Genomic DNA, 13,820 nt, shown 5'->3' with positions numbered 1-13,820 from the left:
GTAGATGACGTAATGATTTGGTTAATTGTTTTACCTGTCAGCCGGGTTTCAGGTAGAACCGTTGTAATGTGGTGGGTGATGCATATATACACTGATGTGAATATTTATGCTGAATGCAGGAGAGGTAAAAGATCTGGTTGGTATTATTGAGATTTTAAGCAATAAAAAAGGAGCCTGAGCTCCTTTTTCGATTAGCGGTGATAATGGTTACATTACACGCATACCAGGCTGGGCGCCTTCGTGTGGCTCAAGGATCCATAGATCTTTACCACCCGGGCCGGCAGCCAGGATCATGCCTTCAGACATACCAAACTTCATTTTACGAGGTTTAAGGTTCGCCACCATGACAGTGTGCTTACCCACTAACTCTTCTGGCGTGTAGGCTGATTTGATACCGGAGAAGACCTGACGCATTTCACCACCGATATCCAATTGGAATTTCAGTAGTTTGTTTGCTTTAGGTACTGCTTCACAAGAAACGATTTTCGCGATACGCATATCAACTTTTGCGAAGTCATCGAACTCGATTTCGGCTTCAATAGGCTCATCAATAAGAGGACCGGTTGGTTTTTCCGCCGCTTCTTTTGCTGCCTTCTCTGCCGCCGCATCTTCTTTAGATGCTTCAAGCATGGCTTCTACATGCTTAGGATCGATACGGTTGAATAGTGCCTTGAACTTAGTCACTTCGTGATTAGTGAGTGGCTGAGCAATGCCTTCCCAAGTTAACGTCTCATTCAGGAATGCTTCAGTACGCTCTGCCAGCAGAGGCATAACCGGTTTCAGGTAAGCCATAAGAACGCGGAACAGGTTAATACCGACAGAGCAGATTTCTTGTAGCTCTTGATCTTGACCTTCTTGTTTCGCAACAACCCAAGGTGCTTTTTCATCGATGTACTGGTTTGCTTTATCAGCAAGTGCAGTGATCTCACGAATAGCGCGGCTGTATTCACGGGTTTCGTAAAGCTCAGCGATACGATCTGCAGCATTAGCAAACTCAGCATACAGTTCTGGCTCGGCGAAGTTATCAGATAGTTTACCTTCAAAACGCTTTGCTATGAAGCCGGCATTACGAGATGCAAGGTTAACAATCTTGTTGACCACATCGCTGTTTACGCGCTGGGTGAAATCGTCAAGGTTAAGATCCAGATCATCAATACGGCTATTTAGCTTCGCCGCGTAGTAGTAACGCAGACATTCCGGATCCAGATGTTGAAGGTAAGTACCCGCTTTAATAAAGGTACCTTTAGACTTCGACATTTTTGCGCCGTTTACTGTTACATAACCATGAACAAAGACATTGTTTGGTTTACGGAAACCCGCACCATCAAGCATTGCTGGCCAGAACAGGCTGTGGAAGTAAACGATGTCTTTACCGATGAAGTGGTAAAGCTCGGTAGAACTGTCTTTGTTCCAGAACTCATCAAAGTTCAGGTCATCGCGCTTGTCACATAGGTTTTTGAACGAGCCCATATAGCCGATCGGTGCATCTAGCCATACATAGAAGTATTTGCCGGTTTCACCTGGAATTTCGAAACCGAAGTAAGGTGCATCACGGGAGATATCCCACTGTTTCAGACCAGATTCAAACCACTCTTGCATTTTGTTTGAGGTTTCGGTTTGAAGTGCGCCTGACTTGGTCCATGCCTTAAGCATTTCTTCGAATTGGGGCAGGTCGAAGAAGAAATGTTCCGAATCTTTCATGATCGGCGTCGCGCCAGAAACGGCAGACTTAGGATCGATCAGATCGGTCGGGCTGTAAGTTTCACCACAGTTGTCACAGTTATCGCCGTATTGGTCTTCAGCTTTACATTTCGGGCAAGTGCCTTTTACGAAACGGTCTGGCAGAAACATTTCTTTCTCAGGATCGAACAGCTGAGAAATAGTGCGGCTAGTAATAAAGCCATTTTCTTTAAGCTGAGTATATACAAATGATGCCAGCTCACGGTTTTCATCTGAATGTGTGCTGTGGTAGTTATCAAAGCTAATATCAAAGCCAGCAAAGTCCGCTTGGTGTTCTTTGCTCACTTCCGCAATCATCTGCTCAGGATCCATACCCATCTGCTGGGCCTTAAGCATGATTGGAGTACCGTGTGCATCGTCAGCACAGATGAAATGAACTTCGTTGCCGCGAAGGCGCTGATAGCGCACCCAAATATCCGCTTGTACATGCTCAAGCATGTGACCTAAGTGGATAGAACCGTTAGCGTACGGCAGGGCGCAGGTCACCAGAATTTTTCTTGGATTTGCAGCCATAATTACTTATTTCGCTCATGATGGGTAAAATGATTTTAAGCCACAAATATTACCTGAAGGGCACGCTATTGCCTAGCATCATAAGGCGATATTCGACCTCAATAGCAGCGATATTTAAGGTTTGGTGATACGATAAACACGGAATAATAATAACGGAGCGCTATACATTATGGGTAACGACTCAATGATCCGATTTGAAAATGTTGCGGATATCTGTCTGTGGCTGAACCATTTTGAGCACCCCTGGTTGCATCACGCATGGGCTGAAACGCCGAATGTGGTATCGGTTTCGGCCCAGGGAATGGTCACGATTAGCTTACCTTTTGCCGCCTCAACGATGGCTGAGCTGCTAGAACACTGGATTATTACCCAGCAACAATTACATCATGTTGCTGCCAATATGGCTTTCACTGTGCAATGTCATGTCGCTCCGCTATCGAGCGGTGATAAAGCACCGCTGAAAGGGGTTAAGAACATTATCGTTGTGAGTTCTGCCAAGGGTGGGGTCGGTAAATCGACCACTGCAGTTAATCTGGCGCTCGGTTTGAAACAGCAAGGTGCAAAAGTCGGGCTGCTCGATGCCGATATTTACGGCCCTTCTGTTCCAATGATGTTGGGAACGGTAGATCAAAAACCGCAATCGCCTGACGGCAAGATGATGATGCCTATTGAATCATGCGGTTTATTTACTAACTCTGTCGGTTATCTGGTTCCGGCTGAAAGTGCGACGATCTGGCGTGGCCCGATGGCTTCAAAAGCACTGACCCAAATTCTGACTGAAACCTGGTGGCCCGATCTGGACTATTTGGTGATTGATATGCCACCGGGTACCGGAGATATTCAGTTGACGCTGGCTCAGCAGATCCCCGTGACAGGTGCGATTGTTATTACGACGCCGCAAGATTTAGCGTTGGCAGATGCGATTAAAGGCATCAGTATGTTTAATAAAGTAGAGGTGCCCGTCGTTGGGATTGTGGAAAACATGAGTTACCACATCTGCAGCAACTGCGGTCATCATGAGCCTATTTTTGGAACGGGTGGTGCAGAGCGAATGGCGAAGGAATATTCGGTACCGCTATTGGCCCAACTGCCGTTGCATATCAAAATTCGTGAAGACATTGACCAAGGGAAGCCAACCGTTGCAGCCTCTCCTGATTCAGAGCAAGCTGCTGCATATATTGATCTGGCCGGGGCTGTTGCCAGTCGATTATTCTGGCAGGGTGAGGTGGTAGCAGAGCAGATTACTATTCGTACAATGTAACGCTTTGTGTGAGAAATCTGTGAAGGATTTCCAATCTAATGTGTCAGGTGTCGCATTTCTGCTGGTATCTGACGCTGCGAATCCCTATAATCAGGCGGTTTAATTTTTCACCTTGCCACGTTGTCATACAGGTGCTCTTTGATATGTCTGAAAACTCACACCAATGCGTAATTATCGGTATCGCAGGCGCTTCTGCGTCCGGTAAAAGTCTGATTGCCAGTACTGTTTATAAAGAACTAAAAGAAAAAGTAGGCGATCATCAGATCGGTGTAATCACGGAAGATTGTTACTACAACGATCAAAGCCACCTGACCATGGATGAGCGGGTTAAAACAAATTACGATCACCCGAATGCCCTTGATCACGACCTTCTATGTGATCATCTGCAACAGCTGATCGAAGGTAAAGCCGTAGAAGTGCCTCAGTACAGCTACAGCGAACATACTCGCACGGATGAGACTACCGCAATGACACCGAAGAAGGTGATTATTCTGGAAGGTATTCTGTTGCTGACCGATCCGCGTTTACGTGAAATTATGCACGCAAGTATATTCATGGATACGCCATTAGATATTTGTTTGCTACGTCGCCTGCAGCGCGATGTTGCTGAACGCGGCCGTACAATGGAATCTGTACTGGTGCAGTATCAGAAGACGGTACGTCCGATGTTTATGCAATTTATTGAGCCATCGAAACAATATGCTGACATCATCGTTCCACGAGGCGGTAAAAACCGTATCGCGATCGACGTATTGAAGGCGCATATTGGCAAGCTTCTTAAATCATAAGATTGATCACTAAGGCTGACGTTGTCAGCCTTTTTTATATCTGCTTTTTAAATAAGCGTGAATAAAAGCGGATAAAATGACTATTTTAATGGGCAGCCTTAACGGCTGCCCTTTTTTTTGCTTTAATCTATTTGTATTTGATGTAAAAGCATTTTTGCTTTACGCACGTATTATGGACAGCGACTGTTTTGGGAAACTAACGATTGCTAACGCTGTCATAAGCGGAAATTGGCTAGATAGCCAAACAGACCAATTAATCAGCTTGATATGATTTACCTCATCGAATCAGGAAAAACGGATCACATAGAGGACACAATGAAAAAGCTACTTTATATTTTACTGGCCATAGTACTCATCGTTGTCGTGGGTATTGGTGCTTTATTAGCGCTGGTGGATCCTAACCAGTTCAAGCCCCTGCTAAGCGAACAAGTTAGAAAGGCGACGGGTCGAGATTTGGTTATTGCTGGTGACATTAGCTGGCGATTCTTCCCGAGTATTGGCTTTAACCTGGGGGAAACAGAATTTAGAAATCCTGACGGTTTTGCCGAGCCGAACTTGGTGAAACTGGGGAATGCGGAATTATCCGTTTCGGTTATGCCATTATTCTCGCAGCATTTAGAAATTGGCAATGTCAGCCTTTACGATGCGCGTGTCTTTGTCCAAACTCGTGCTGATGGTGTGAGTAACTTAGATGGTCTGGGCGAGCAGCAAGGTGAAGTCGGTAAGTCTGCCATACCACCATCTGCTGTTGAAGAAACCGAACCTGAGGTGGCTGTACCAGAGAGCCAAGAGACCAGTCAGCCATGGTCAATCAGTTTAGCAGGTGTGGAGCTGGTTAATGCCAGCGCAATAATTCGTGACGATAAAGCGGGCACCTTAACGGAAGTCAGTCGTTTGAACTTCAGTCTGGCTCATTTTTCCCCGGGTGAATGGACCAATGCAAATTTTGATGTCATCGGTAAAAATGGCGAGCTGAGCTTTACGGCCAAAGGTGAAACAGGGCTGCTTATTCTGCCGGGTTTTAAAGATGGTGAGCTGAAAGCATTGACGTTATCTGCAACCGCGAAGGATCTTGTTAATGATATTGAGGTATTTGAGTTAGACGTCGATAGATTTAAAGTGGGTGAGTGGTCCACGATTACCTACAACACCAAAGGGCAGGTGCCAGATCTTGGTTTTGATGCCAATGGTCAGACGCGCCTTAAACTCAGTAAAGATTTTAATGCTGCCGAGCTGGAACAATTAACGTTAGCGGCCAAGCTGAAAGGTAATACGCTTCCTCGTCCGGAGATGACCGTAAAGCTCGATGCAGATGCCAATTATGATGTGGCCAAAGGTCTGGCAACGCTGAGTCGTTTTGAAACGGCTATTGATGAAATTGCGTTGAAGGGCAAGGGGTCATTCCAGAACGCTGATATTCCGGCTATACGATTTGCGGTAAACAGTGACAACATCGACCTTGATGCTTTCCTTGGCCTGAAGCAAGCGTCTTCAGATAAGCCTTCTGCAGAGGATGACAAGCAGGTTTCATCGCCTCAGCCTGGTTCGCAATCGAATGAAGCGGCCCCGGTATCGGATACCGAGCCGGATCTGTCGGCTCTGAAAACGTTGGATCTGGCGGGCACGGTGAACATTGGCAAACTGAAAGCTGCTAACGCCAGAGTCTCTAACGTACAGCTTGATGTGAAAGTGAAAAAAGGGGTTCTTAAGCTGAACCGCTTTGACGCCAATTTGTATGGTGGCTCAGTGAATGCGCAAGCGACGATTGATGCCAATGGCAAACTCCCCAAGTATCAGGTAACCAAACACATCAAAGGGGTGCAGGTTCAGCCAATGCTGATCGATATTGCACAAAACGATACCCTGGCAGGTACGGGGAATATCGATGTTAAGTTATCGGGCACTGGGCTTGCTGAAAAACGGATACGTCAGAATATGGCAGGTACGGTAGATATTAACTTTGCCGATGGTGCTATTCACGGAGTCAATATTCCGCAAATGATACGGGAAGCCAGAGCAACACTTAAAGGTCAAAAGGCTGAATACGTTAAAGAAGATAAGAAGACAGACTTCTCTGCGTTAGAAGCCACTTTTAAATTAGGCAAAGGCGTAGCTTCAACCAATAACATGCATCTTGCATCACCGTTGCTTCGTATTGATGGCAAGGGCAATACCAATCTGGTGAGTGAAGCTATTGACTTTACCATTAACACTTCTGTGGTAGCGACCAGCAAAGGGCAGGGTGGCAAAGAGATTGATGAGGTTGCGGATCTAACCGTTCCAATTGATGTTGAAGGTGATTGGAAGCAGCCGACCTTTTCGCTAAATCTGAAAGAGCTGCTCAAACAGAACAATGAGTTAGAAGAGAAAGCCCAAAAAGAAGTGGAACGAGGTCTGGAGAAGCTGCTTGGCGATAAAGCCAAGGATGACAAGATTAAAAATGCCGCAGATAAACTGTTGAAAGGCTTGTTTAACTAATCAGTTTCTTTAACCTAACGACAAAACTAAAAGGCTTGCCACAAAATGGCAAGCCTTTCTTTTAGCTGATGAATTTAGGATGGACTAGGTTAGGCTGCCGATTTTTTCTTCTTTTTGGATTTTTGTGACTCCAATGTGTCCTGGAATGCTGATAACAGATCCACGGCAGATAACATGCCGACCAACTGTCCGGTTTTATCTAATACCGGTGCCGCCCCAATGTTGTGGTTAAGTATCGTGCCCACTGCTTTGGTTAAGGTATCGTAAGTCCGGACATGAACCACGTCTTTAATCATCACGTCACCAACATGCAAATCATTGGTCAGCGCATAGTCATGGCCAATATCAGGCGACTCATCCACCCAGCCCGGTCGACGCAACTCTCTGTCACTGATAATACCTCTCAGTTCACCGTCAGCACTGATGACCGGCAGATGGCGAATGCCTTTATCGCGCATCAGAAAGAAGGCTTCACGCAGGCCAGCTTCAGGATAAATAGTAATTACTTTGCGGGTCATGTATTCCGAGACTTTTGTTGGCATCGCATCTTCCTTTGGTGAAAGTGAATGGATGTTGCCTTTCTTACGCTAACTAAATCAAACCGTGTGAACTGCGACTCGTTACGCATTTTTACTTTCTCTTTACTTTTTTGTCGCTATGATGTGCATCAGAGCTTAGGAAAGCTCATGAATGTTTTACCAATTGGGATAATTGTGCCGATTGGCACTATACAAATTGGTATTAAGGAGATGATGTGGATTCGGTAACTCAGGCTGCGTTAGGCGCCACTGTTGCAGCAGTGGTAGCAGGAAAGCAATGTTCACCCAAAGTGTTGCTGGCGGGGGCTGCTCTCGGAACTTTGCCCGATCTGGATGTATTCATTGGTTATGGTGATCCTGTCTCTGACATGGTGAAACACCGGGGTTTCAGTCATTCTCTGTTGGTTCTGTTACCATTTGCCAGCTTGCTTGCATGGGGCTGGCAGCGTTGTATGCCTACGGTATTGCCGTTTTCCCGATTATGGCTGCTTGTCACGGCGTGTCTGCTGACCCATCCTTTACTGGATGCGTTCACATCGTATGGAACCCAGTTGTTCTGGCCGCTGGATGTCAGTGTGGCTGTATCGAGTATCTTCATCATCGATCCGCTTTATACTGTGCCATTACTGGTGATGCTTTTAGCCAGTTTGCTGTGGCGAGAAAAAATGGCAAGGTTATGTGGGATCAGCCTGACAATTTCCACGTTTTATCTGGTTTGGTCAGTGGTTGCTCTCAATTTGGTTGAGTCCCGTATTGCCGCAGACGTCAAAGACACGCCATTGGAAGATAAGCCGGTATTTATTGCTCCGACCCCTTTTAATACCGTGTTATGGCGAGTTGTTGTGCTGGATGGTGACACTTATTGGGAAGGGTTGACCTCATTGCTGGACGATAACAAGGCAATTGATTTTATACCCAAGGAACGTGGACAGTGGCCGTTAGCGGATAAACCTGATTATCTTGTGATGCTGGAAGATTTTACCCAGCACTTTGTGAAGTATCGTCAAATCGATAACACGCTGACGGCAACTGATCTGCGCTTAGGGATCGTCGATTACCTTCCGTTCAGTTTTGCATTTGCCACACAAGGTGCAGATCAACAATGGCAGACACAGTTGCCTGAAAAACGGCAAGAGACCCGCGTCAGGCCAAAACATTTACCTGCTTTATGGTTGAGGCTGTTGGGAAATCAGGACATTGATGCAAATTTATGCCATGTAAAAGAGTGCCCGGAAAAAACCAATACTCATTCGTAGGAAAAGGGAGCGTTCAGCTCCCTTTTTTGTTTGTGCATCGGCACTCATTTCGCTTAATTAGTCTTCAGGCTGATTTTTATTAGGATCGGTTACTATCTCATAAGGCCAGTAATGGTGGCCGATACGGATCATCAGTGTGGCGGCTGCAAGAATAAAAGCGGCCAATGCCAGCCAGACAACAAAAATACCGTCTAACTCTTTCATACCTAGCGTGATATATCGTGCTATTGCCATTATTGCGATATAGATAGGATAGCGAACGGGGATTTTCCCGTTGGCAACGAATTGCTGCACCATGGCTAACACTTCCAGATAAATAAACATCAGCAAGATATCTGTCAGCTGAATATCGCGGTTTACGAGCACATGAATGAATTCATTTATCATGGCAAACAGGGTTGCCAGAGTGATGGCGACTAATAAAATAGCTTCAAGAACATGAAAAATCTTCAGAAACCGAGAGCTGAAGGCTTTAGGTAAATGTGATGGCATATACTCTCCGGGCATAACGCTGAACCGCCGTAAAATGTTTTAATGACTTACCAGTCAACACCTTTACGGGCTTTAATCCCGCTTTCAAAAGCATGTTTAATGCTTCTGACTTCAGAGACGGTATCTGCCATATCCATTAGCGAACGGTGCGCTGCACGGCCTGTGATAATGACAGACTGCATCGGCGGCCGGTTACTGATCGCTTCAATGACTTCATCCAGCTCAACATAGCCATACGTGACCATGTATGTCATCTCATCAAGCAGTACGACATCATAGCTGTCGTCTGCCAGCATCTTTTTACATTCGGCCCAAGTAGTTTGTGCTGCGGCTGTATCGGCTTCTTTGCTTTGTGTATCCCAGGTGAAACCGGTTGCCATTACCGCGAAGTCAACGTCGTGCTGTTCCAGCAATTTACGTTCACCGCAATCCCAGGTTCCTTTTATGAACTGGCCAACACCACACTTAAGGCCATGGCCAACAGCGCGGGCGATGGTGCCAAAACCGGAGGTCGATTTCCCTTTGCCATTACCTGTGACGATCAGAAAAATCCCTTTTTCTTTCTGAGCCGCTTCAACACGCGCATCCACTTGATCTTTTACTTTCTGTTGGCGTGCTTTATAGCGTTCGTCTTTACTGGTTTCGTCAACCATGGGATTTCCTCTGTTTATATGCAAATTAAATTATCAAGATTACTATGAAAAGAGTGCTAGCAAGGCCATATACCCTGATAGTTCAGCAATTTGCTGCGCGGCACCCAGACAATCACCAGTATAGCCGCCCAATTGCTGTTGAAACCACCTGCCACATAGATAACGCATTGCGAGCATAACAAGCGTTAAGGTAACGGCGGCTTCAATAGGTAGTAACAGTAATATAATCAGTCCCGTGCCGATCAGAACCCATAAATCATGTTTGCTTTGCTGATTAGCCAGTGGTTTAACTTTACTTTGCTGATCGGCCCTGACGTAAGGATATGAAAAAATCAGACTGGCAGAGCAAATACGGCTTACGCTGTGCATTACAATCAGAAGGATTGCCGGTAAGGCTGGATCAATACTTGCCAGTGCAGACAAACTGATCCATTTACACCCGAGCATCATGACTAACGAAGCAGCCCCATAGGTACCCAAGCGCGAGTCTTTCATGATGTCGAGCTTGCGTTCAACCGTCCAGCCACCGCCAAAGCCATCAAAGACATCGGCGAGTCCATCTTCATGAAAAGCTCCGGTGGCCAGAATGCTGGCGACCATTGCGAGGGCAATGGCGAGTTCTGGTGGCCATATGAGGATGGCGAGTAAGTAAACAGCCGCACTGATTAAACCAATGACAATGCCGACAGCACCAAAATAGCGATTTGCCTGATTGAGACGCTGAGTTGAGTAGGGCGTATCTGCCGGCACCGGGATCCGGGTAAAAAAGGCCAGCGAGACAAGAAATATCTGCCATTGTAACCGCCAGCCCGTAGCTTCGTTTTGCGCCGATGGTATGGCCGTTTGTTCTGATGACACGTGATGTTCAGTATTTTGCTGGCTCACACCGTGACTCCTGCATCGCTGAAGCTGGCCATTTCATTATAGAAAGTACAGGCTGATTCGATAATCGGCAGTGCCAGGGCAGCCCCGGTTCCCTCGCCCAGGCGTAGCCCCAAGTTTAATAATGGGGTGGCTTCAAGGTGCTGCAGCATACGCTGGTGGCCAGATTCTTCCGAGCAATGGCAGTAAATGAAGTAAGCGTTCGCTTCGGGATGCATACTGACAGCAATCATTGCCGCAGCGGTCGAAATGAATCCATCGACTAGTACCACCATTTTATTTTCAGCCGCTTTCAACATGCCGCCGACAATTTGAGCAATTTCAAATCCACCGATGCTTGCAAGTACGTGCAAAGGATCATTCAATCGGTCTTGATGCAGGTCGAGTGCTTGGGTGATCAGGTCAACTTTGCGCTGTAGCTGCTGATCATCGATCCCAGTACCACGGCCAACGCATTCATCGGCAGGAATACTTAGTAAAGCTGCCATAATTGCCGATGCACTGCTGGTATTGCCGATCCCCATCTCACCAAATCCAACTAAATTACAGCCTTGCCGATAAAGTGTATCAACGACGCCTGCACCATACTGTATGCCTTGCAGTGCTGTATCAACAGGCATCGCGGGTTGCTGGCTGAAATCAGCGGTGCCATGGCCCAAACGGTGCTTGATCAGGTTGTGATGATCTGCGGGTTCAACTTTGATTCCGGCATCAATGACCTTTAATGCCATATTATTGGTGCGGCAGAAGCAGTTAATGGCTGCACCACCGGCAAGGAAGTTAGCGACCATCTGTCCCGTCACTTCGCTTGGAGCGATACTCAGGCCATGTTGGGCAATTCCATGATCACCAGCAAAGACCAACAGGTGAGGCTGGTTGACCGAAATGGTCTCAGTTTGCTGAATGAGCGCTAGCTGCATTGCAACAGTTTCTAATTGACCTAGGGAGCCTAATGGCTTGGTTTTATTGTTAATTTTATCCTGAATCTGTGTTGAAAGCATGGTGTCTGGTCGGGTGATGCTAAACATGGGACCGCTCTCCTTGTGGCTGGTGGAAGTAATAAGGCAATTGCACTCGTGGCCAACAATGGTAGCCAGTGAGTCAGGAACGTTTAATGTGATGAACTGCCTATACCCAAACGACTTAAAGAGGCGGGTTCAGCCCTTTGAAGTCGTTTGGGTATAGATAAGACAGCAAGAGAAATTTTGCGGGAGTGAAGGATACAAAGCAATGAAAATCTTGAAAATGTGCGGATCCTGGTTGAATCTCAGTTGGTGGATAGCCGGAAAAAGAAAACGCCCGCAATCGCGGGCGTTTCTATGTATTAGCTTAAAGGTGGCAGTACCAGTTTTAAGCATTGCTGATGAAGCTGAACAGAGGGGTATTAACCGCCTAAGGTATCTGTTGCAACTTTATAGGTCGGATCTTCCAGCATATTAACTTCAACCAGATTACCGGCTTTTTTCAGTAAGCTACGGCATTCCTGACTTAAATGACGGATATGCAGTGTTTTACCCTGGCTGGCGTAACGCTCAGCGATGGTATCAATTGCTTCAATCGCAGAATGATCAGCGACGCGCGATTTAGCAAAATCAATGATGACATCTTTAGGGTCGTTTTTCGCGTCGAACAGCTCCTGGAAGTGAGAAACAGAACCAAAGAAAATCGGTCCATTTACTTCGTAGATCTTTGTCCCTTTTTCATCGGTATGTGATGATGCGTAAACATGCTTAGCGTGATCCCATGCAAATACAAGCGCAGAGTAGATAACACCCACAATCACAGCAATAGCAAGGTCGGCAGCAACTGTTACACAGGTAACAAGAATGATGGCAAAGAAATCATGCTTTGGCACTTTACGCGCCATTTTAAAGCTTGCCCATTCAAAGGTGCCAATAACAACCATGAACATGACACCAACAAGTGCAGCTAGAGGAATGATTTCAATTAGCGCAGAGCCAAATAAAATAAAGCAAAGTAAACCAACAGCGGCAGTAATACCCGATAAGCGACCACGACCACCAGAGTTAATGTTGATCATCGATTGACCGATCATCGCACAACCACCCATTGCGCCGAACACTGAACATGTTACGTTTGCAATGCCTTGACCAACACACTCACGGTTACCTTTACCACGAGTACCTGTCATTTCATCAATTACAGTTAGTGTTAGTAGTGATTCAATCAGACCAATTGCAGCTAAGATTAGCGAGTACGGTAAGATAATACGTAAGGTTTCCATGTTGAAACCGACTTCAGGTAAAGCAAAGCTTGGCAGTGAAGCCGCCAGGGTTGCATTAACATCACCACTCATTGTGCGAACGAAGTCGATAACGGTACGAGAATCTAGACCAAATACATGAACTAATGCAGTAACAGTGATAATAGCAACAAGAGATGATGGGACTGCAGTCGTTAGTTTAGGTAGAAAATGGATAATTGCCATTGTAAGAAGAACAAGCCCTAGCATGATATACAGCTGAGAACCTTGCATCCACTCAAGTGCACCCGTTGCTCCTTGTACTTTAAATTGACCAAGCTGAGCTAAGAATATAACGATAGCTAAACCGTTAACGAAGCCAATCATCACAGGGTGTGGCACCATGCGAATAAATTTACCGAGTTTAAATATACCGGCAAGAATCTGGAATAGACCGGCAAGCATAACGGCAGCAAATAGGTACTGAACACCGTGTTCGGCGACCAGGCTGACCATAACAACAGCCATTGCGCCCGTTGCACCAGAAATCATACCTGGGCGACCGCCTAAAATAGCGGTGATGATACCGACAATGAAAGCGGCATACAGGCCAACCATAGGGTCGACACCTGCCACAAAGGCAAAGGCAACGGCTTCAGGAATTAGGGCTAACGCAACGGTCAAACCCGAGAGTATGTCATTTTTGACAGAGTGGTGTGAAAATTGAGGAAATTCAAACATTATAATAAGTTTTGTTTCAGTCCGGTTGATGATATCAATCGCATTAAGTAACTGCGCTGAATGTTCAGTTATTTAATACGGTTGGTATTACTGAGCATTGAAAGACGCGAATCCTACAGAAATATGTGATTTGGTTCAACTTTCATACTAAATAACTTTACAGAAACATCAAAATTAGCATGAAAATTTGATATGACATGGGTTAAGGGTGAAAAATTATGATTTTCGCGCTGCTGAATTTAAGGCAAAAAAAAGCCATGCTTTAAGCATGGCT

The 13,820-nt window shown here is 46.0% G+C and carries 12 protein-coding genes; 5 read left to right on the top strand and 7 right to left on the bottom strand.

Annotated features, from left to right (window positions below; translation table 11 throughout):
- Positions 1-207 precede the first annotated feature (207 nt).
- Entirely contained in the window at positions 208-2,253 is a 2,046-nt protein-coding gene (gene metG, locus L4D76_RS05155; protein WP_428439867.1) for a methionine--tRNA ligase, read from the bottom strand.
- A gap of 169 nt (positions 2,254-2,422) precedes the next feature.
- On the opposite strand from metG, the gene apbC reads away from it, so the two are divergent.
- The 4 genes from apbC (at position 2,423) to L4D76_RS05135 (ending at position 6,780) form a co-directional block, all read left to right on the top strand.
- Positions 2,423-3,514, top strand: a complete 1,092-nt coding sequence (gene apbC / locus L4D76_RS05150; RefSeq protein WP_428439866.1) for an iron-sulfur cluster carrier protein ApbC — start codon at positions 2,423-2,425, stop codon at positions 3,512-3,514.
- Between the two features lie 143 nt (positions 3,515-3,657).
- Positions 3,658-4,302: a uridine kinase gene (udk, locus tag L4D76_RS05145; RefSeq protein ID WP_428439865.1), complete on the top strand. Its 645-nt coding sequence runs from the start codon at positions 3,658-3,660 to the stop codon at positions 4,300-4,302.
- Positions 4,303-4,378: 76 nt separating this feature from the next.
- Entirely contained in the window at positions 4,379-4,573 is a 195-nt protein-coding gene (locus tag L4D76_RS05140) for a hypothetical protein (RefSeq protein WP_428439864.1), read from the top strand.
- Positions 4,574-4,617: 44 nt separating this feature from the next.
- On the top strand, positions 4,618-6,780 hold the full coding sequence (locus L4D76_RS05135) for an AsmA family protein (RefSeq protein ID WP_428439863.1): 2,163 nt from the start codon (positions 4,618-4,620) through the stop codon (positions 6,778-6,780).
- Between the two features lie 89 nt (positions 6,781-6,869).
- Here the strand turns inward: L4D76_RS05135 and L4D76_RS05130 are convergent, their stop codons facing one another.
- Positions 6,870-7,322, bottom strand: coding sequence for a CBS domain-containing protein (locus tag L4D76_RS05130; protein WP_428439862.1), 453 nt, complete (start codon positions 7,320-7,322; stop codon positions 6,870-6,872).
- Positions 7,323-7,534: 212 nt separating this feature from the next.
- On the opposite strand from L4D76_RS05130, the gene L4D76_RS05125 reads away from it, so the two are divergent.
- A complete protein-coding gene (locus L4D76_RS05125; RefSeq protein WP_428439861.1) occupies positions 7,535-8,575 on the top strand; it encodes a metal-dependent hydrolase in 1,041 nt (346 codons plus the stop codon).
- A 57-nt stretch (positions 8,576-8,632) separates the two neighbouring features.
- Here L4D76_RS05125 and L4D76_RS05120 read toward each other — a convergent pair whose 3' ends face one another.
- The 5 genes from L4D76_RS05120 to L4D76_RS05100 all read right to left on the bottom strand — a co-directional run bounded on the left by L4D76_RS05120 (position 8,633) and on the right by L4D76_RS05100 (position 13,546).
- Positions 8,633-9,067, bottom strand: a complete 435-nt coding sequence (locus L4D76_RS05120; RefSeq protein ID WP_428439860.1) for a phosphate-starvation-inducible protein PsiE — start codon at positions 9,065-9,067, stop codon at positions 8,633-8,635.
- Between the two features lie 47 nt (positions 9,068-9,114).
- Positions 9,115-9,720 carry a cob(I)yrinic acid a,c-diamide adenosyltransferase gene (cobO, locus tag L4D76_RS05115; protein ID WP_428439859.1) on the bottom strand — a complete coding sequence of 202 codons (606 nt, stop codon included), beginning with the start codon at positions 9,718-9,720 and terminating at the stop codon, positions 9,115-9,117.
- A gap of 42 nt (positions 9,721-9,762) precedes the next feature.
- Positions 9,763-10,578: an adenosylcobinamide-GDP ribazoletransferase gene (locus L4D76_RS05110; protein ID WP_428439958.1), complete on the bottom strand. Its 816-nt coding sequence runs from the start codon at positions 10,576-10,578 to the stop codon at positions 9,763-9,765.
- A 23-nt stretch (positions 10,579-10,601) separates the two neighbouring features.
- Positions 10,602-11,630, bottom strand: a complete 1,029-nt coding sequence (gene cobT / locus L4D76_RS05105) for a nicotinate-nucleotide--dimethylbenzimidazole phosphoribosyltransferase (protein ID WP_428439858.1) — start codon at positions 11,628-11,630, stop codon at positions 10,602-10,604.
- 356 nt (positions 11,631-11,986) lie between these two features.
- Complete coding sequence (locus L4D76_RS05100; RefSeq protein ID WP_428439857.1) at positions 11,987-13,546, bottom strand: SulP family inorganic anion transporter; 1,560 nt, start codon at positions 13,544-13,546, stop codon at positions 11,987-11,989.
- Positions 13,547-13,820 lie beyond the last annotated feature (274 nt).

The organism is Photobacterium sagamiensis, from assembly GCF_050337085.1.
Taxonomy (GTDB): domain Bacteria; phylum Pseudomonadota; class Gammaproteobacteria; order Enterobacterales; family Vibrionaceae; genus Photobacterium; species Photobacterium sagamiensis.
Note: the sequence above shows the minus strand (reverse complement) of the source record. Positions and strands in the feature narration are given on the sequence as shown.

Excerpts from the sequence above, each read along its gene's own strand:
- apbC (WP_428439866.1), top strand. The coding sequence starts at position 2,423 with ATGGGTAACGACTCAATGATCCGATTTGAAAATGTTGCGGATATCTGT.
- L4D76_RS05120 (WP_428439860.1), bottom strand. The coding sequence starts at position 9,067 with ATGCCATCACATTTACCTAAAGCCTTCAGCTCTCGGTTTCTGAAGATT.
- L4D76_RS05135 (WP_428439863.1), top strand. The coding sequence starts at position 4,618 with ATGAAAAAGCTACTTTATATTTTACTGGCCATAGTACTCATCGTTGTC.
- udk (WP_428439865.1), top strand. The coding sequence starts at position 3,658 with ATGTCTGAAAACTCACACCAATGCGTAATTATCGGTATCGCAGGCGCT.
- cobT (WP_428439858.1), bottom strand. The coding sequence starts at position 11,630 with ATGTTTAGCATCACCCGACCAGACACCATGCTTTCAACACAGATTCAG.
- L4D76_RS05130 (WP_428439862.1), bottom strand. The coding sequence starts at position 7,322 with ATGCCAACAAAAGTCTCGGAATACATGACCCGCAAAGTAATTACTATT.
- L4D76_RS05140 (WP_428439864.1), top strand. The coding sequence starts at position 4,379 with ATGACTATTTTAATGGGCAGCCTTAACGGCTGCCCTTTTTTTTGCTTT.
- cobO (WP_428439859.1), bottom strand. The coding sequence starts at position 9,720 with ATGGTTGACGAAACCAGTAAAGACGAACGCTATAAAGCACGCCAACAG.
- L4D76_RS05100 (WP_428439857.1), bottom strand. The coding sequence starts at position 13,546 with ATGTTTGAATTTCCTCAATTTTCACACCACTCTGTCAAAAATGACATA.
- metG (WP_428439867.1), bottom strand. The coding sequence starts at position 2,253 with ATGGCTGCAAATCCAAGAAAAATTCTGGTGACCTGCGCCCTGCCGTAC.